We start from the raw sequence: 17,794 nt of genomic DNA, 5'->3' as shown, positions 1-17,794 counted from the left end.
GCGGTGACGTGCGGAAGAGCGCCGGTACCGGTCAGCCCGGTCACGGTTCCGGCCGCGGGAGCGCCGGTACCGGCCGCGGGGGCGCCGGTTCCGGCCGCGGGGGCGCCGGATCCGGTACCGGCCGCGCGACCGCCGGACTCAGGGCCGGCCGCGGCGCGGGACGGGCTCACGGCCCGGACCCCGGAGCCTTGTCCGCCAGCGCCAGCGCGTGCCGGTGGTAATCGGACATGATCCGTCGCGTCTCCTCCATGTCCTCGCGCTCCAAGGCGTCCGCCAGTTCCCTGTGCCCCGACCACAGCCGGTTCACCAGGTCCGGGTCGCTGCGCAGGCAGGGCACGCTGCAGACCCAGCACTGCACGCGGAGCCGGTCGAGGAAGTCCGAGATGTACCGGTTACCGATGACGTCGCCCAACTCGCGCCAGTAGCGCAGGTCGTAGCCGATCAGCACATCGAGGTCACCGGTGCGGGCCGCCCGCACCGCGGCCTCCGCCCGGCGCCGCACCGACGCGAGGACCGCCTCGTCGAGCGTGAGCATCGGCACCGGTCCGTCGGCCGTGAAGTAGCTGTGGAACAGCCCGTCCAGCACCGCCATCCGGGCCTTCACCATCGACCGGTAGTCGTCGACCGTGAACTCGTGGACGCGGAAGCCCCGGTGCTGCTCCACGTCCAGCAGCCCCTGCGCGGCCAGATCGACCAGCGCCTCGCGCACGGGAGTTGCGGACACCCCGTACTGCTCGGCGATCTCCTTGACCGTGAAGTGGCTCCCGGCCGGGAGCCTCCCGGCCAGGATCTCGTCCCGCAGGGCGCCGGCGAGCTGCGCCCGCAGCGTACTTCGCTTGATCATCGGCTCGGCCCGAATCGGCTCGCGAGACGAACTCGCCCGGACCCGGCCTCAGTCCCGCCCCGAGGTCGCATGGGCGTCGGCGGCGCCGAGTGCCTCGTCGAGGACGGCGAGCCCCTCCTTGACCTCCGCCTCGCTGATCGTGCACGGCGGCACGACGTGGGTGCGGTTCATGTTCAGGAACGGCCACACACCGCCGCGCTTGCAGGCGGCCGCGAACTCGGCCATCGGGGCGTTGTCCGCGCCGCTCGCGTTGTAGGGCACGAGAGGCTCGCGGGTCTCCTTGTCCCGTACGAGATCCAGCGCCCAGAAGACGCCCATGCCGCGCACCTCGCCGACCGACGGGTGACGTTCGGCCATCTCCCGAAGCGACGGGCCGATGACGTTCTCACCGATCTGCGCCGCGTGTTCGACGATGCCCTCCTCCGCCATCGCGTTGATCGTCGCCACGGCGGAACCGCACGCAAGCGGATGGCCGGAGTACGTGAGGCCGCCCGGGTAGGGGCGCTTGTCGAAGGTGGCCGCGATCTCGGCGGAGATGGCCACGCCGCCCAGCGGTACGTAGCCGGAGTTGACGCCCTTGGCGAAGGTGATCAGATCCGGGGTGACGCCGAAGTGGTCGGCGGCGAACCATGCGCCGGTGCGCCCGAATCCGGCCATGACCTCGTCGAGGATGAAGACGATGCCGTGGCGGTCGCAGAGTTCGCGGACCCCGGCAAGGTAGCCCGGCGGCGGCACGAGGACGCCGGCCGTGCCGGGAACGGTCTCGAGGATCACCGCGGCTATCGTGCCCGGGCCCTCGTAGACGATGGTCTCCTCGAGGTGGGCGAGGGCGCGTTCGGCTTCCTGCTCCTGCGTCTCGGCGTAGAAGTGCGAGCGGTACAGGTGCGGGCCGAAGAAGTGCACGGCGCCCGCCGAGCCCGTGTCGTTGGCCCAGCGGCGCGGTTCACCGGTGATGTGGATCGCCGCCTGGGTGTGGCCGTGGTACGAGCGGTACGTGCTCAGCACCTTCGGGCGGCCGGTGTGCAGCTTGGCCATGCGGACGGCGTTCTCGACGGCCTCCGCGCCGCCGTTCGTCCAGAAGACCTTGTCCAGGTCGCCGGGGGTGCGCTCCGCGACGAGCCGCGCCGCCTCGGCACGCACGTCGACGGCGAACCCGGGGGCCATGGTGCACATGCGGGCCGCCTGCTCCTGGATGGCGGCGACGACCTTCGGATGCTGGTGCCCGATGTTGGTGTTGACCAGCTGGGAGGAGAAGTCCAGGTAGCGGTTGCCGTCGTAGTCCCAGAAGTACGAGCCCTCGCCGCCGGCCACGGGCAGCGGTTCGATCAGCCCCTGCGCGGACCAGGAGTGGAAGACGTGCGCCCGGTCCGCGGCCCGTACGGCCTCGCCGGCGGCCGGGTCGGGGACGGCGGCGGCGGGGCCCGCGGGGGTCGACGGGTTCGTACTCGTGCTTGTCACGTGGTGGCTCCTCAGCTCGGGGAAGGCGCCGGGTGGGACGGGCACAGCCTAGGGGGTGTCCCAGCAGGGCAATCAACACCGCTGCACCGCCATGCCCTGGGCCGTTCCCCGCCACGGGCCCGCGGAACCGCTCCAACGGCTGCCCCGGGCCCGCTTTTTCACGGCCCCTGGCGGCGCCCTGGTGGGCTGCTCCGGCGCCGCGCGCACCGCCGGGGCCGGGCCCGCTCTACGACGGCACGCTCTCCCCCGGGGATTCCCGCGGCGACTCGCGCGGCGACTCCCGCGGCCGCGGCGGCCGCACGACCGCCCGCAGCCTGGGCCCGCCACCGTGACGTGCGGTGCCCGCACGCCGGTACCGCACGTCGACGACGGTCAGGTCCCGCCCGTAGTCGACCTCCTGGATCTTCCAGGACAGCGGCTCCCCCAGCCGTTCCCGCACGAAGGACTCGATGGCCGCCGGTTCGGTGACGGCCTCGTCGACCGTGACGAGGGCGCGCAGCGTACGGGCGAACAGCCGCGGGTGGCCCCCGATCCAGACGGCCGCCAGCGGAAGCGTGCACAGCGTCGCCGCGAGCAGCAGGCTCACATTCGGCAGGCCGGAGATGAGACCGAGGACGAGCGCCGTGAAGTAGTAGGCGATCTCCTCGTTCTGCATGGACTCCGAACGCAGACCGATGATCGACAACACCCCGATCAGCCCGAATCCGAGTGCGATGCCGCCCTTGTCCCCGCTGCGGCCGAGGGCCGAGGCGAGCGCGAACAGCGAGACGTTCAGGGCGAGATACCCCGGAATCAGGTCCCGCCGCCGGTGCCGCGGATAGTAGACGGCGAAGGTCAGTACGCACACGGATACGAGGTCCAGCGCGAAATGGAAGAGGATCTGGCTGATCGAGTCCATAGCGGGAAAATAAGGCAGCCGGTGAACAACGAAGGCTCTACGCTCATCAGCCCATCAATTAGGGCGAATTGAGAGCTTGTCATCTCAATTGAGGCGCCCTCCGGATGCGCCCCCGTGCCCCGCGCAAGAGGCGTTACGGGATCGGATTCCCGGCTCCGCTCAATCCCCGGTGCCCGCCGATCTATTCTCGTGGCACTCGAATCATCCGGGGGGAAGAGGTACGGAGATGAAGCGGCTCAGCGCCGGGGACCCACGCTGGATCGGCGACTACCGGCTGCTCGGCAGGCTCGGCGAAGGGGGCATGGGCCGGGTCTATCTCGCCCGTTCGGGGCGCGGCCGCACCGTCGCCGTGAAGGCCGTGCAGGACGAACTCGCCCGGCAGCCCGACTTCCGGCGCCGGTTCGCCCAGGAGATCACCGCGGCGCGCAAGGTCGGCGGTGCGTGGACGGCGCCCGTGCTGGACGCGGACACCGAGGCCGAGACGCCGTGGGTCGCCACCGGTTACATCGCCGGGCCCTCCCTCTCCGAGGTCGTGGACGACCAGTTCGGGCCGCTGCCGCACCGGACCGTGACGGGGCTGGCCTCCGGACTGGTCCGCGCGCTGGGCGACATCCACCGGGCCGGGCTGGTCCACCGCGACCTGAAGCCCTCCAACATCCTCATCACCATCGACGGCCCGCGCGTCATCGACTTCGGCATCGCCCGCGCCCTCGACTCCGCGGTGCAGTCGGCGGGCGGGCTGACGCGGACGGGCGCGCTCGTCGGCTCCCCCGGCTTCATGTCGCCCGAGCAGGTGCGCGGGACGCAGGTGACGCCCGCCAGCGACATCTTCTGCCTGGGCGCCGTACTGGCGTACGCGGCGACGGGGAGGATGCCGTTCGGCACGGCGGACAGCGGAGTGCACGCGCTGCTGTTCCGCATCGCCGAGGAGGAGCCCGAACTGTCCGGGCTGGAGGGACCGTTGCGCGAGCTGGTCGTCTCCTGCCTCGCCAAGAAGCCGGGCGACAGGCCGGCGCTGGAGGCGCTGATGCAGCGCACGGAGGGCGAGCTGAAGGGCACATGGCTGCCGGGCGAGGTGCTCGCCGAGCTGGGCCGGCACGCCGTACAGCTGCTCGACAGCGAGGACCCGGAGAGCATCGAGCAGCCGCGCGCCGAGGCCGTGCGCGCCGCCGGGCCCGCGCCCGCGGGGTCCGTTCCGGCCGCGCCCGCGGTGTCCGGTCCGGCCGCGCCCGCGGTGTCCGGTCCGGCCGCGCCCCCGGCGCTCACGCCGTCGACACCGCCTCCCGCTGCTCCCCAAGGGCCCTCGACACCGCCGCCCTCGGGACAGCCCGCGGCGTCCACCCCGCCGCCGCCCGGGCTCTACGGCCCGCCCGCCCCGGGCCCGTACTCGCCGCGGCAGACACCACCGCAACCGCCACCGCAGCAGCCGTGGCAGGCCGGTTTCCCGGGCCCGGCTCCCGGCCCCGCTCCGGGACCCGGCCACGGCCCCGCTCCCGGCCCCGCTCCGGGCGGGCCCGGCGGCGCGCGGCCCGCGCAGCCGCTCCGGCCGGCCGCTCCGCCCCGCCGGATCGCGCACGCCCTGACGGTGCTCCTCAGCCTCCATCTGCTCATCGGTGTGATCGCCGTCGTCGTGGACGGTCTCGTGGTCAACAAGCTCGACAGCGTGCAGGCGAACGTGGTCTTCGCCGACGACCTTCAGCGCGTCCCCGGTTACGGCCGGCTCCAGGGCGCCACCGTCGGAGTCGAGGCGATCGAGGGCCTGCTGGGGCTGAGCGTGATCGTCCTCTGGCTGGTCTGGTTCTGGCGCGTGCGGGTCAACGTGGAGAGCTTCGCTCCCGGCCGCGTCCGCTACTCGTCCGCCATGGCGGTCGGCTCGTGGTTCATACCGGTGTGCAATCTGTTCATGCCCAAACAGGTCATGAACGACGTCTGGTCCGCGAGCGATCCGGCCGCACCGCAGTGGCAGGGCTACGGGCCGAAACCCCGCGTACGACGGGGCATCGTCAACGGCTGGTGGACGATGTGGCTCTTCTATTTCTTCTTCTCCCTGCTGGACTACGAGAGCTGGTACGGCGAAACCGGCGTCGAGGCGGCCCAGGAGACCGTTGCGGTCGCGATCTTCACCGACTTCTTCGGCATCCCGGCCACGATCCTCGCCCTCGTCCTCGTCGGCCGGCTCAGCTCCATGCAGAACGACCGCCTCACCGGCCGGCTCAACTGACCTGCGGGCCCCCCGCATCGGGCCGCGACCATCAAACGGGAACGTGTTGGCAGCCGGGCTGTGACCTTCGCGGCCGAAGGTGAAAGGGTTCCGGCGCACCAAGTGAAAAGACCGACGTGGGGAATGCAATGGCTCAGCTGACGGCGGACGACCCGCAATCGATCGGCCGTTACCGGCTGTTGAGCAGGCTCGGCGCCGGAGGAATGGGCCGGGTCTATCTGGCGCGCTCCGAGGGCGGACGCACGGTCGCCGTGAAGCTCATCAAATCGGAACTGGCGGCCGAGACGGAGTTCCGTTCGCGCTTCCGCCTGGAGGTGGAGGCCGCGCGGCGAGTGGGGGAGCGCTGGACGGCCCCCGTACTGGACGCCGACACCGAGGCCGAGAACCCGTGGGTCGCCACCGGATACATCGCCGGGCCCTCCCTCGAACAGGTCGTGGCGAACCGGATGCGACGCGGAACGTCCACCGGTTCCGGCGGCGGCGCCGAGGACGAGGGCGGCGGGGAGGGCGGCCCGCTCCCCGAGAACTCCGTCCGCGTGCTCGCCTACGGGCTCGCCAGCGCCCTCGTCGACATCCACGGCGCCGGAGTCGTCCACCGCGACCTCAAGCCGTCCAACGTGCTCGTCACGATCGACGGCCCGCGTGTCATCGACTTCGGCATCGTGCGCGCCCTGGACGCGCTTCCCGACTCGACGGTGACCGGCACCGGCGTGATCGTGGGCTCCCCCAGCTACATGTCGCCGGAACAGATCCGCGCCCAGCAGGTCACCCCGGCCAGCGACGTCTTCTCCATGGGTTCGGTGCTCGCGTACGCCGCGACGGGCCGCAGGCCCTTCGGCAGCGAGGGCGGCGGCATCCACGCCGTGATGTTCCGCATCGCGTCCGAGGAGCCCGATCTGGAGGGAGTCGAGGAGCCGCTGCGCGGACTGATCGCCTCGTGCCTGGCCAAGGACCCGGCGGACCGGCCCGCGCCGGAGGACGTCATCGCGAGGGTGCAGCCCGTCTCGTCCGGCACCGCTTCGGCACCGTGGCTGCCTGCGACGCTCATCGCCGAACTGGGCCGTCACGCCGTGCAGTTGCTGGACACAGACACCCCGCCCTCGGGTTCGGGCGCGCCGGAGGTGCCCGGCGGCGAGCGGTCCGGGGACTCGAGCACGTCGGCGCTGCCCCGGCCGCCGGCCCATCAGGACCCGGTGCAGCCTGCGCACCCGGCTCCCCCGCGCCGTCCGCGCAGGCGCCTCGCGATCGGCGCGCTGGCGGCGGTCGTCGTGGCGGGCGTCGCCTTCGCCGCATCCGGTGCCGAACTCCCCCTGCTGAACTCGGACAAGAACACGGGCACCGGCGATTCCTCCGACATCCCCGAGAGTTACGTGGGCACGTGGAGCGGCCAGGTCGAGCGGGACGGCGAACCCACGGGCCAGCACCGGCGCTTCGTGGTCTCACACGGCAAGATCGGCGAGGTGGTCGCCAACAGCGTCAGCCTCGGCGAGAACTACGAGTGCAGGAGCGACGGCAAGCTCGTCTCGGCCGGCGGCTCGGTCGAGCTGGACACCAAGGTCGTCAAGAGCGTGCCCGAGGGCAGGTGTTCGGCCCTGGGCTCCCACAAGCTCAGCAAGGCCTCCGGTTCGACGCTGAGGTGGGAGGCGGCGGGCCGCACCGCCACCCTCCACCGCGTCGCCGGACCGGAGAAGCTGCCGGAGGAGTATCTCGGCACCTGGCAGCGCCGGTTGCCCGCGGGCGGCACCCAGCGGATGACGATCGAGCAGGTCGGTGCCGGCGGCAGGTCCGTCTCCATGGTGTCGGAGGCCACGAACGAGCACTGCGAGGCGAGGGCCGGCCTGTTCTCGGTGGGCGGCGGCGGGGAAGACGTCCGGATCGGCCCGCCCGCCGTGGACAAGACGGCCTCCTCCGGCGCCTGCGCCACCGGTGACTCCTCCACGCTGCGCACCGAGAACGGCGGGCTGGTGCGCACCTTCCCCGACGCCAAGGAGCTGGCCTACACCCGCGTGAACTGAACGCGCGGGTGAACGGGCCGCTCCCAGCCCCCCGTTGACGGTCTCTCCCGGCGGACCGCGGACCGCTTCCCGCGGGCTGCTTCCGCGGACTACTTCATCTCCAGGTCCCTCCGCCGGAAGCCCGCCAGCCCCGCCGCGAGGAGCACGGCCGCGACCGCGGTGAGCACCGCCATCGGCGTCCAGTCCATCTCCTTCGCGGGCAGCTGCGGCACGTGCCCGAACGGGGAGAGGTCGTTCATCCAGTCGGGGAACTGCAGGAGCCGGCCGAGGTATCCGACGAGGAACGCGTACACCGGCACGAGCCACGCCGCCGCCGTCGCACGCGGCAGCCAGCCGAAGAGCACGGCGGCGACGCCGGCCGTCACCCACAGCGCCGGCGCGTACGCCAGTGCCGCACCGGTCAGCGAAAACACCAGGCCGCGGTCGCCGGTGGACGCCGCGCCCGCGACGCCGAAACCGAGTCCGGCCAGCAGCAGCGTGAACGTGCCGCCCACGAGGGTCACCGACAGATGGCTCCAGGCCCACCGCGTACGGGAGAGACCTGTGGCCAGCAGCGGTTCGGCCCGCCCGGCGCCCTCCTCGGCCCGTGGACGCAGCGCCGCGAGCACGACGTAGACGGCCGCGACGACCGAGTTGACGATCATGACGACCGAGGCGAAGGACTCCACCAGCGAGGAACCCCCGGCCTTCGCGAGGACCTGGTCCATCACGTCGACGTCCTTCAGCATCTCCTCCACCTCGCCGAGCATCGACCCGTACATCGTCCCCAGCAGGAACACGCCGGCGCCGAAGCCGGCCAGCATGCCGCGGTGCAGCCGCAGGGCGAAACCGAAGGGACGCACCAGCACCGGCGAAGCGGTGCGGCGCCCTGCCGGCGGAGTGCGCAGGCCCTCGCCGACGTCGCGGCGCACGCTGAGCGCGTAGCCGGTGCCGCACAGCGCGACCGCGGCTGCGAGCGTGAGCAGCAGCGGCCACCACAGGTCGTCCACGAACGGATAGCTGCGCTGCGCCCAGCCGATCGGCGACAGCCACGACAGCGTGCCGTCGCCGACGTCGCCGGCGGCGCGCAGCACGTACGCGAGTCCGATCACGCCCAGGGCCATCCCGGAGGCGCCGCGGGCGTGCTCCGTGATCTGCACGGTGACGGCCGCGACGCCGGCGAAGACGATGCCGAGGCCCGCGAAAACCGCCCCGTACAGCAGCGATCCGCCCCAGGTCACGCCCGGTGTTCCGGCCGCTCCGAGGCCGGCCGCCAGCAGCCCGCCGAGCGCGAGCGAGGCGGTCACGGCGACGGTGAGGGCGGCGGTCAGCGCGGCGTGCCGGCCGACGACGGCGGAGCGCAGCAGTTCCGCGCGGCCGGTCTCCTCCTCGTCCCGTGTGTGCCGGACGACGATCAGCACCGCCATGAGTCCGGTGAGCACGCCGTAGAAGCCGATCACCTGGTGCCCGAGCATCGCGCCCAGGCCGTAGCCCCCTTCGAGGTAGTGGCGCGGCCCGGTCATGGCGAGCGCGGCGGGGCTGCCCATCGTCTTCGCGACGGAGGCCCGGTCGGCCGCACCGGAGTAGAGACCTTCGAACTGGGCGACGGTCGAGAGGTTGGCCATCAGCAGCGCGGCGATCCACACGGGGATGCGGACGCGGTCGCGGCGCAGGGCGAAGCGGACGAGCGTGCCCGTGCCCGCCAGAAGCCGGTGGGGTGCGGGCGGGCCGCCGGTACCGGACGCCGCCGTCGGGAGCGTGCCCCCCGGCCTGTTGCGGGTCCCGTCCGCGGAGCGGGGCGTGGTGCTTCCGGTGGTTTCCGATCCGGTCCCGGTGCTCATCGTGCCGCTCCCCCGGCGCCGCCCCGGTGCCCGTTGGCGGCGAGCTCGTCGCCGTAGTGCCGCAGCATCAGCTCTTCGAGCGTCGGCGGGTGGCTGGTGAGGCTGCGGACGCCGAGCCCGCTGAGGTGGCGCACGGCCCCGTCGAGGTGCGCGCCGTCGACGGCGAAGCGCACCCGTGCGTCCTCGGTGCGTACGTCGTGCACTCCCGGCAGGTCTTCGAGCCCGGTCACGGGCCGCTCGGTCTCGGCCTCGATCGTGGTCCGCGTCAGGTGCCGCATGTCGCTCAGCGTCCCGGACTGGACGATCCTGCCGAGCCGGATGATGCTCACGCGGTCGGCGAGCTTCTCGACCTGGGCGAGGATGTGGCTGGAGAGCAGCACGGTCTTGCCCGCGGCCTTCGCCTGGAGGATGACGTCCTGGAAGACGACCTCCATCAACGGGTCGAGCCCCGCGGTGGGTTCGTCGAGCAGCAGCAGCTCCGCGTCCGAGGCGAGGGCGGCGATGATCGCGACCTTCTGCCTGTTGCCCTTGGAGTAGGTGCGGCCCTTCTTCGTCGGGTCGAGGTCGAAGCGTTCGGTCAGCTCGTCCCGGCGCGCGGGGTCGAGGCCGCCCCGCAGGCGGGCGAGCAGGTCGATGGCCTCCCCGCCGGTGAGGCCGGGCCACAGCTCGACGTCGCCGGGGACGTACGCGAGGCGCCGGTGCAGGGTGACGGCGTCGTTCCACGGGTCGTGGCCGAGCAGCCGGGCGGTTCCGGCGTCGGCGCGCAGCAGGCCGAGAAGGACGCGGATGGTGGTCGATTTCCCGGCTCCGTTGGGCCCGAGGAAGCCGTGCACCTCGCCGGTGCGGACTTCGAGGTCGAGCCCGTCGAGTGCACGTACCCGGCCGAAGGTCTTCTCGAGACCGTTGACCGAGATCGCGGTGGCGGATGTGTCCATGGACAGGAAGCTACGCTTGGTTCATAAATTTGTGAAGTTAAGGAAGCGTTAGGATCTGCGGTACGCAGCTGATCATGGAGGGAGCCGAACCGGTGCCTGCCGACAGACCGGAACCCGAGTCCGGAACCGTCCCGTACGGCGCGGAGAACGACGCCGGATACGACCCGGCCGCGTCCGCCTTCGTCGAGCGCTTCGCCGCCGACCTGACGGAGGCGGGCATGCAGCGCATGGCCTCCCGCGTCTTCGCCTGCCTGCTGGCCTCCGAGCACGGATGGCTCACCTCCGCACAGCTCGCGGAACGGCTCCGCATCAGCCCGGCCGCGGTCTCGGGCGCCGTCCGCTATCTCTCCCAGGTCCACATGGTCAGCCGCGAACGCGAGCCGGGCTCACGCCGCGAGATCTACCGCGTCCACGAGAACGTCTGGTACGAGGCGCTCCTGGACCGGGACCAGCTCATCGGCCGCTGGACCACCACCCTGCGTGCCGGCGAACGGGCACTCGGAGCCGGCACTCCCGCCGGACGGCGGGTGAAGGACACCTGCGACTTCCTGGAGTTCATGCAGGGCGAACTCGCAGGAATCCTGGAGCGCTGGCGCGCGCACCGCGAGGCCCGCGAGGCGGAGTCCTGAGCGCAACAGGTGAGCGCGCCCGGCGCGGGCGAAGCGGCTCGACCCACGGGCGGAGGGGAAGCCCGGCAGAACCTGGGCGACCGGCCGGCAGAGCCCCCTTCACGCAGGGAGCATGAGGCTCCACGCCCCTGCCAGCGCCGTCCACGTCCGCACGCGCACCGGCCCGCCGTCCAGCGCGTCCGCCCGGTAGCGGAAGTCCGGGCCCGAGACCGTCACCGCTTTCGCCCGTGCCTGCACCCGGTCCGCTCCCTGCGGCAGCACGGTCACCTGCGCCAGGCTCCGCGCACCCTCCTTCGCGCCCTCACCGCCCGGGCCGGGCTCCGGGTTCTCCCGGGACGAGCGAGGGCCCGGCGCTCCCCGCCCCGGGGAGCGGGGCGAGAAGACCGAGACCTCCGTCACCGGTCGGTCGAGATCCGCCAGCAGTTCACCGTCCGCCTCGACCCGCAGCCGCTGCCCGGCCGACCGCGGCCGCCGCGCGCGCGACAGGGCCGCCTTCGCCCTCAACGCGCCCCCACGTCCGGGGAGTTCACTCGTGCACGGCGGCCCCGGGATACGGATGCCGCCGAGCACAACACCGCCGCTGTCGTCCGTCAGCAGACCCAGCCGCCGCTCGGCGCCGCCGAAAACGGTGCGGGCGGCCGAGACCGCGTCCGGCGGCACGCCCAGACCGCGCATCAGCGCCACGGTCTCCTCCGGGCCGACGGGAACCACCGACAGCGTCGCCTCCTCCAACTCCCGCTCGCGGTGCAGCAGTCGGACGGCCCGCAGCAGCGCTCTGTCATCACCCACGACCACCGGACGCCGGCTTCCCCGGCGGGCCAGGGCCCGCTCGGTCTCCTCCGGACTCTCCGGCAGGCACACCTTCACGCCGGACGCGCCCGCGCACAGCACGTCCCGCGCGATGCGCACGGACTCTCCGTCCCACAGCTTGGCGACGGGGTCGATGACCAGGAGCAGCGAGGGCTGCGAGCTCCCCGCGGGGTCTGGAGCCGACACCTTGTTCCTCTCTCAGGTAACCTCTCGGTGCAAGAGCCCCTGTCGCTGTTGCGCCAGGGGCTTCCTCTATCTGGGGCACCGGTCCGCGGCTCTTGCGATGGCACTCGCCACGCACGTGGGACATGCCCCGCCCGGAAGGGGTGTACGCCTGTGCCCGCACTTGTGCTGCTCGGTGCTCAGTGGGGTGACGAGGGCAAAGGGAAGGCCACCGATCTCCTCGGCGGTTCGGTGGACTACGTGGTGCGTTACCAGGGCGGCAACAACGCCGGCCACACGGTCGTCGTGGGCGACCAGAAGTACGCGCTGCACCTGCTCCCCTCGGGCATCCTCTCGCCGGGCTGTGTGCCCGTCATCGGCAACGGCGTCGTCGTCGACCCTTCGGTCCTGCTCTCCGAGCTGAGCGGGCTGAACGATCGCGGCGTCGACACCTCCAAGCTCCTCGTCAGCGGCAACGCGCACCTGATCACGCCGTACCACACCGAGGTCGACAAGGTGACGGAACGGTTCCTCGGGAAGCGGAAGATCGGCACGACGGGGCGGGGCATCGGCCCTGCCTACGCGGACAAGATCAACCGCGTGGGCATCCGCGTCCAGGACCTCTTCGACGAGTCGATCCTGGCGCAGAAGGTCGAGGCGGCCCTCGACTTCAAGAACCAGGTGCTCGCCAAGCTCTACAACCGGCGTGCCGTGCGCACCGAGCAGATCGTCGAGGAACTGCTGGGCTACGCCGACGCGCTGCGCGGCTACGTCGCCGACACCACCCTGATCCTCAACAACGCCGTGGACGAGGGGAAGGTCGTCCTCTTCGAGGGGGGCCAGGGCACGCTGCTCGACGTCGACCACGGCACGTATCCGTTCGTGACCTCCTCCAACCCCACGGCGGGCGGCGCCTGCACGGGGTCGGGCGTCGGACCGACGAAGATCAGCCGAGTCATCGGCATCCTCAAGGCGTACACGACCCGCGTCGGTGCGGGCCCCTTCCCCACCGAACTCCTGGACGCCGACGGCGAGGCGCTGCGCGAGATCGGGGGCGAGCGGGGCGTCACCACCGGCCGCGACCGGCGCTGCGGATGGTTCGACGCGGTCATCGCCCGCTACGCGACCCGCGTGAACGGTCTGACCGACTTCTTCCTCACCAAGCTCGACGTGCTGACCGGCTGGGAGCGCATCCCCGTCTGCGTCGGCTACCAGGTCGAAGGCAAGCGCTTCGACGAACTCCCCTTCAGCCAGAGCGACTTCCACCACGCCACCCCGGTCTACGAGTACCTGCCGGGCTGGTCCGAGGACATCACCAAGGCCAAGTCGTTCTCCGACCTGCCGAAGAACGCGCAGGGATACGTGAAGGCGCTGGAGGAGATGTCGGGGGCGCCCGTCTCCGCGATCGGAGTCGGTCCCGGACGGGACGAGACCATCCAGATCAACTCCTTCCTGTAGAGGCAGGATCGGGTGTGCGCGGCCCGGGGCGCACTGTCGTCTCCCGGGCCGCACCGCGCCTCCCGGCCACGGACGAGACGAGGAGCACGCGCTCATGACGGACCACCGCCGGACGAGCCGTTCGGCACCCCCGCTCGCCGACGCGCTCGGGCTGCAACCCCACCCCGAGGGCGGCTGGTTCCGCGAGACGTGGCGCAGCGCCGTCACTCTGCACCCGGACGGATACGACGGCGAGCGGGCCGGCGCCACCGCCATCTACTTCCTCCTGGGGCCGGGGGACGAGTCACGCTGGCACGTCGTGCGGTCCGCCGAGATCTGGCTGTGGCACTCCGGTTCGCCGCTGCACCTCCAGCTCGGCGGCGACGGTGAGACACCCGGGCAGGAGCCGGAGACACTCACGCTCGGCCCCGACGTCACAACCGGCCAGCGGCCGCAGGCGGTTGTGCCGCCCGGCGTCTGGCAGCGGGCCCGTCCCGTGGACCGCGAAGCCGAGACGCTGGTCAGTTGCGTCGTCTCGCCGGGCTTCGACTTCGCCGACTTCCGCATGCTGCCCTGAGCGGCGTACCCCCGGATCGCCGCAGTCCGCAGTGCCGCAGTCTGCCGCAGCCCGGGGTGCCGCAGCCCGGAGCGGCGTTGCCCCGATCAACAGGGCCGGCGTTGCCCTGACCAACCGGGCGTTGCCGGGGGGACGTTCACCTCAGGGCGTCGACGAGCACGCCGAACGCCGGCGTGCCCGGCGTGAACGGCGCGTAGTGGCCCACGCCCGTCAGCAGGTTCAGCCGCGCACCCCAGTCGTTCGTGTAGCGGCGCGACATCTCCACGGGCACCACGTCGTCGGCTGTGCCGTGCAGCACCTCCACCGGCACACGCGGCGGCAGCCGCATCGGGTCCGCCTCGGGCAGCCGCTGCGCCAACGACGCCTCACCGCCGAGGAATTCGCTCACCGCTCCCGCGCTGAGCCGGAGCCGGTGCGCACGCTCGAGGTCGGCCACGGGGGCGACGGCGACGACGCGTCCGGCGGCGCGGTCCCGGCCCGGCGGGCCCGCCGCACCGCCGGTCTCCGCCGCCGCCCACAGCGCGAGCTGGCCGCCGGCCGAGTGCCCCAGCAGCACGTCCGGCTGCCCGAGCAGACCGAGGGCCGCGCATACGTCCCGGGCCGTCTCCGGCCAGCCGCCACCGCCGCCCACACGCCGGTACTCGACGAGCTCCACCGCCATGCCGCGTTCCGCCAGCGCGGCGGCGAAGGGGGAGAGGTGGGTGCGGTCGTACGCCTCGCGCCAGAAGCCGCCGTGCAGGACCGTGATGCGCGGCCCCGGCGCCCCCGCCCCGTACAAGTCCACGACCTGGGACGGGTGTTCGCCGTAGGCGACCGTCCGTTCCGGCGGCACCGGCTTCAGGCCCAGCAGCGCCCGTTCCTCGTCGGCTGTCAACGCCTCACCGCCGCTCATCCGTCCCCGCGCGCGAGCACCAGCTCCGCGAGCACCTTCGCCGCGCGGTCGGCGTCGCCGAACGAGGTGTAGAGCGGCGTGAATCCGAAGCGCAGCACCCCGGGGCGGCGGAAGTCGCCGACGATGCCTCGCTCGTGGAGCCTCGCCATCAGCTCCTCCGCGACGTCGGCCCCGTCGTGACCCTCCGCCTCGCACAGCAGCGAGATCTGGCTGCCGCGCTGCTCGTGCGACTCCGGCGTCAGGGAGCGCAGCCGGAGGCGCCCGGCCCGTCCACCGGGGACGTACGCACGCAGCTGCTGGAGGAAGAAGTCGGTCAGCGCGAGGCTCTTGGCGCGTACCGCGGAGACGGCGACGCCTTCCCAGAGCTTCAGCGACTCCTCCAGCGCGAGCATGGAGAGGATGTCCGGCGTTCCGACGCGCCCGCGCACCGCGCCTTCGCCCGGCACGTACCCGTCGGACATGGCGAACGGGTCGGCGTGCGAGGTCCAGCCGGGCAGCGGCGTGTCGAAGCGGGGCTGCAACTCGCGCCGCACGTACAGGAACGCGGGCGCCCCGGGACCGCCGTTGAGGTACTTGTACGTGCAGCCGACGGCGAAGTCGGCGTCGTGCGCGTCGAGTTCGACGGGGAGCGCGCCGGCGCTGTGGCAGACGTCCCACACGACGCGGCCGCCGGCGCGGTGCACGTCGGCGGTCAGGGACCGCAGGTCGTGCAACTCGCCGGTGCGGTAGTCGACATGGTTGACGAGCACGGCGGCGGTGTTCGCGCCGGCGGCGGCACCCATCTCCGAAACGGGAACCGCCCGCACCGTCGCTCCGGTCATCCGCGCCGCCGAGCGGGCGATGTAACCGTCGGTGGGGAAGGTGGCCGCGTCGACGAGGATCTCGTCGCGGCCGCCGGAACCCCGCGAGGAAGACGAGGAAGAGGAGGCGGACGAGCCTGACGAGGACCCGCCGCCGTGCTCCTCGCGGGCGATGCGCACCGCGCCCACGACCGCCTTGAATACGTTGACGCTGGTCGAGTCACCGACCACGATCTGCCCCTCGCCCGCTCCCACGAGCGGTGCGATGCGGTCACCGATCCGTTCCGGCGCGCTCCACCATCCGGACTCGCTCCAGGAGCGGATGCGCAGCCGCCCCCACTCCTGCTCGACGACCTCCGCGAGGCGTGCGGGCACGGAACGCGGCAGCGCGCCGAGGGAGTTGCCGTCCAGGTAGACGGTGCCGTCATCCAGGACGAAGTCCTTCCGCCGGTGGGCGAGTTCGTCGCGCGCGTCGAGTTCTTCGGCGGCGGTGGAAGAGCCCGCCCCCGGTCCTGCCGCGTCAGACATGGCTGCGCGCCGTCCACAGCTCCGGGAAGACGTTCTTCGCGGCACGCTTCTCCAGCCATGCCACGCCCGCCGAGCCGCCGGTGCCGACCTTCGAGCCCATGGCCCGCCGGGTGGCGACGAGATGGTCGTTGCGCCAGCGCCACACGAGTTCGGCGACCTCGGTCAGCGCCTCGCCGAGCCGTACGGTCTCGTTCCCGTCGCCGCCGTTCTCGTCCGCCTCCCGTGCGTACGCGTCGGCCCACACGGCCTCCACTTCGGGATGCGGCCGGTACACCTGGGAGACGTCCCTGGTCAGCACTTCCTGCGGCACCGGCTCGCCCCGCCGCGCGAGGTGGTGCAGCACCTCGTCGTACAGGCTCGGTTCGTGCAGCGCCTTCTCCAACTCGTCGTGCACGCGCGGCGCTCCGCGGTGCGGAACGAGCATCGACGCGGACTTCTCACCGAGCAGGAACTCCATCCGCCGGTACATCGCGGACTGGAAGCCGGAGCCCTCGCCGAGCGCGGAACGGTAGGAGTTGAACTGCGCCGGAGTCAGGTGCGCCAGCGGCTCCCACGACGCGTTCAGCGACCGGAGTTCGTACGTGGAGCGCTTCAGCGCTGCCAGCGCGCCGGGAAGGTCGTCCTTGCGCAGCGCCTTCGCGGCCGTCTCCCACTCGTGCACGATGACCGTGAACCACAGCTCCATGACCTGCGTGGTGACGAGGAAGACCATCTCGCCGGGGTCTTCCGAGAGCGGGTGCTGAAGGTGGGTGAGGACGTCGGCCTGCACGTAGTCCTCGTACGGAGTGGTGCCTTTGAAGTCCAGATGGGGGGCCTGCGAACCGGCCGCTGGGTCCTCGACGTCGTGCGACATCGCTTCTCCTCGACGTGGTGTCCGGGTAGCGGTCCGCTCCAATCTCTCGATCGGCAATGGAGCCCCGGTCCCCTCAGGCCCGCCCCCGGATTCTCGGGCGTACGGGCCTGACACTCATCATCGGGGAGGCGGCCCGCCGGGACAAGAGCACCTGGTCAGCGCCTTGGTCATATGCCCGGCGGGCTCGCTTGCGTCAGGCCGCCCACGTCCGCCGCCGCGAGTGCGACCCGCACTCCCTGAACGCGGTCCGTGGCCGGAATCCCCCGCCCTGACGGTCCTTGCCTCGGCCTGCCCCGCCCTGGGTTGCCGTCCCTTGCCTACGACAAGGTCGCCGCAGCGGTGGGCGAGCTCTCCTTGAGGAACGACGAGCAGCGCTCGTACTCCTCGTGCTCCCCGATCGACTGCGCGGCCCGCGCGAGGGCGTGCAGCGCACGCAGGAAGCCGCGGTTCGGCTCGTGTTCGAACGGCACGGGACCGTGGCCCTTCCAGCCGTTGCGGCGCAGCGCGTCGAGACCGCGGTGGTAGCCGGTACGCGCGTAGGCGTAGGACTCGACGACCCGTCCTGCCTCGAAGGCGTCGTCCGCGAGCAGCGCCCACGCCAGCGAGGACGCGGGATACTCCGCGGCCACTTCGACGGGCGCCGCCCCCGACGCGAGCAGTTCGCGCGGACCGGGGTCGTCGGGCAGGTGGGTCGGGGGCGGGCCCCCGAGCAGGTTCTCGTGAATGCTCATGTTTTCCAGTCTGCCTTGTCGGTGGGGGACGCGGTCCCGGGTGGAGCGAACCCGCCATTCCCCCGTGGCACGGGCGGGCCCGGCGCACAGCACGGGAGGGCCGGCCCCCGCCGCGGCGCGGTCCGGCCCTCCTCGAAACGGGACGGGTGGGCTCTGTTCTGCCCGGGCTCCCTGCGCCCCTGCG

15 protein-coding genes are annotated in these 17,794 nt (G+C 72.3%); 5 read left to right on the top strand and 10 right to left on the bottom strand.

Annotation, left to right across the window (positions count from 1 at the left end; genetic code table 11):
* Window positions 1-166: 166 nt before the first annotated feature.
* From EV375_RS20205 to EV375_RS20195, 3 genes are all read right to left on the bottom strand, one after another.
* Window positions 167-844 carry a GntR family transcriptional regulator gene (locus EV375_RS20205; RefSeq protein ID WP_130300684.1) on the bottom strand — a complete coding sequence of 226 codons (678 nt, stop codon included), beginning with the start codon at window positions 842-844 and terminating at the stop codon, window positions 167-169.
* A gap of 48 nt (window positions 845-892) precedes the next feature.
* Complete coding sequence (locus EV375_RS20200) at window positions 893-2,302, bottom strand: aspartate aminotransferase family protein (protein ID WP_130300683.1); 1,410 nt, start codon at window positions 2,300-2,302, stop codon at window positions 893-895.
* Window positions 2,303-2,528: 226 nt separating this feature from the next.
* The gene (locus tag EV375_RS20195; protein WP_130300682.1) at window positions 2,529-3,200 is read right to left on the bottom strand and encodes a DUF4956 domain-containing protein; all 672 of its coding nucleotides are present in this window, start codon (window positions 3,198-3,200) and stop codon (window positions 2,529-2,531) included.
* 226 nt (window positions 3,201-3,426) lie between these two features.
* On the opposite strand from EV375_RS20195, the gene EV375_RS20190 reads away from it, so the two are divergent.
* Complete coding sequence (locus EV375_RS20190) at window positions 3,427-5,421, top strand: protein kinase domain-containing protein (RefSeq protein WP_130300681.1); 1,995 nt, start codon at window positions 3,427-3,429, stop codon at window positions 5,419-5,421.
* 128 nt (window positions 5,422-5,549) lie between these two features.
* Window positions 5,550-7,436 carry a serine/threonine-protein kinase gene (locus tag EV375_RS20185; RefSeq protein WP_130300680.1) on the top strand — a complete coding sequence of 629 codons (1,887 nt, stop codon included), beginning with the start codon at window positions 5,550-5,552 and terminating at the stop codon, window positions 7,434-7,436.
* Between the two features lie 89 nt (window positions 7,437-7,525).
* Here the strand turns inward: EV375_RS20185 and EV375_RS20180 are convergent, their stop codons facing one another.
* Both EV375_RS20180 and EV375_RS20175 read right to left on the bottom strand, forming a co-directional pair.
* Complete coding sequence (locus EV375_RS20180; protein WP_486588598.1) at window positions 7,526-9,256, bottom strand: ABC transporter permease; 1,731 nt, start codon at window positions 9,254-9,256, stop codon at window positions 7,526-7,528.
* The gene (locus tag EV375_RS20175; RefSeq protein WP_130300679.1) at window positions 9,253-10,191 is read right to left on the bottom strand and encodes an ABC transporter ATP-binding protein; all 939 of its coding nucleotides are present in this window, start codon (window positions 10,189-10,191) and stop codon (window positions 9,253-9,255) included. The genes EV375_RS20180 and EV375_RS20175 overlap by 4 nt, the downstream gene beginning before the upstream one ends.
* 92 nt (window positions 10,192-10,283) lie before the next feature.
* Here EV375_RS20175 and EV375_RS20170 point away from each other — a divergent pair, with 92 nt between their 5' ends.
* The gene (locus tag EV375_RS20170) at window positions 10,284-10,820 is read left to right on the top strand and encodes a GbsR/MarR family transcriptional regulator (protein ID WP_486588597.1); all 537 of its coding nucleotides are present in this window, start codon (window positions 10,284-10,286) and stop codon (window positions 10,818-10,820) included.
* Between the two features lie 99 nt (window positions 10,821-10,919).
* Here EV375_RS20170 and EV375_RS20165 read toward each other — a convergent pair whose 3' ends face one another.
* Window positions 10,920-11,816, bottom strand: a complete 897-nt coding sequence (locus EV375_RS20165; protein ID WP_130300677.1) for a diacylglycerol kinase — start codon at window positions 11,814-11,816, stop codon at window positions 10,920-10,922.
* Window positions 11,817-11,966: 150 nt separating this feature from the next.
* Here EV375_RS20165 and EV375_RS20160 point away from each other — a divergent pair, with 150 nt between their 5' ends.
* Together EV375_RS20160 and EV375_RS20155 are read left to right on the top strand one after the other, a co-directional pair.
* Entirely contained in the window at window positions 11,967-13,250 is a 1,284-nt protein-coding gene (locus EV375_RS20160) for an adenylosuccinate synthase (RefSeq protein ID WP_130300676.1), read from the top strand.
* Between the two features lie 94 nt (window positions 13,251-13,344).
* Window positions 13,345-13,806, top strand: a complete 462-nt coding sequence (locus EV375_RS20155) for a cupin domain-containing protein (RefSeq protein WP_130300675.1) — start codon at window positions 13,345-13,347, stop codon at window positions 13,804-13,806.
* Between the two features lie 136 nt (window positions 13,807-13,942).
* Here the strand turns inward: EV375_RS20155 and EV375_RS20150 are convergent, their stop codons facing one another.
* From EV375_RS20150 to EV375_RS20135, 4 genes are all read right to left on the bottom strand, one after another.
* Window positions 13,943-14,698 (bottom strand): alpha/beta hydrolase, encoded by a 756-nt coding sequence (locus EV375_RS20150; protein ID WP_130300674.1) that lies wholly within the window; start codon window positions 14,696-14,698, stop codon window positions 13,943-13,945.
* A complete protein-coding gene (locus EV375_RS20145) occupies window positions 14,695-16,026 on the bottom strand; it encodes an aminotransferase class V-fold PLP-dependent enzyme (RefSeq protein WP_130300673.1) in 1,332 nt (443 codons plus the stop codon). The genes EV375_RS20150 and EV375_RS20145 overlap by 4 nt, the downstream gene beginning before the upstream one ends.
* Entirely contained in the window at window positions 16,019-16,879 is an 861-nt protein-coding gene (locus tag EV375_RS20140; RefSeq protein WP_130300672.1) for a tryptophan 2,3-dioxygenase family protein, read from the bottom strand. Before EV375_RS20140 ends, EV375_RS20145 begins: the two co-directional genes overlap by 8 nt.
* Before the next feature lie 317 nt (window positions 16,880-17,196).
* Window positions 17,197-17,610, bottom strand: coding sequence for a DUF3151 domain-containing protein (locus EV375_RS20135; RefSeq protein ID WP_130300671.1), 414 nt, complete (start codon window positions 17,608-17,610; stop codon window positions 17,197-17,199).
* Window positions 17,611-17,794 lie beyond the last annotated feature (184 nt).

This window comes from Streptomyces sp. CNZ301 (assembly GCF_004217425.1).
This window is presented reverse-complemented; position numbering and strand designations above follow the sequence as displayed.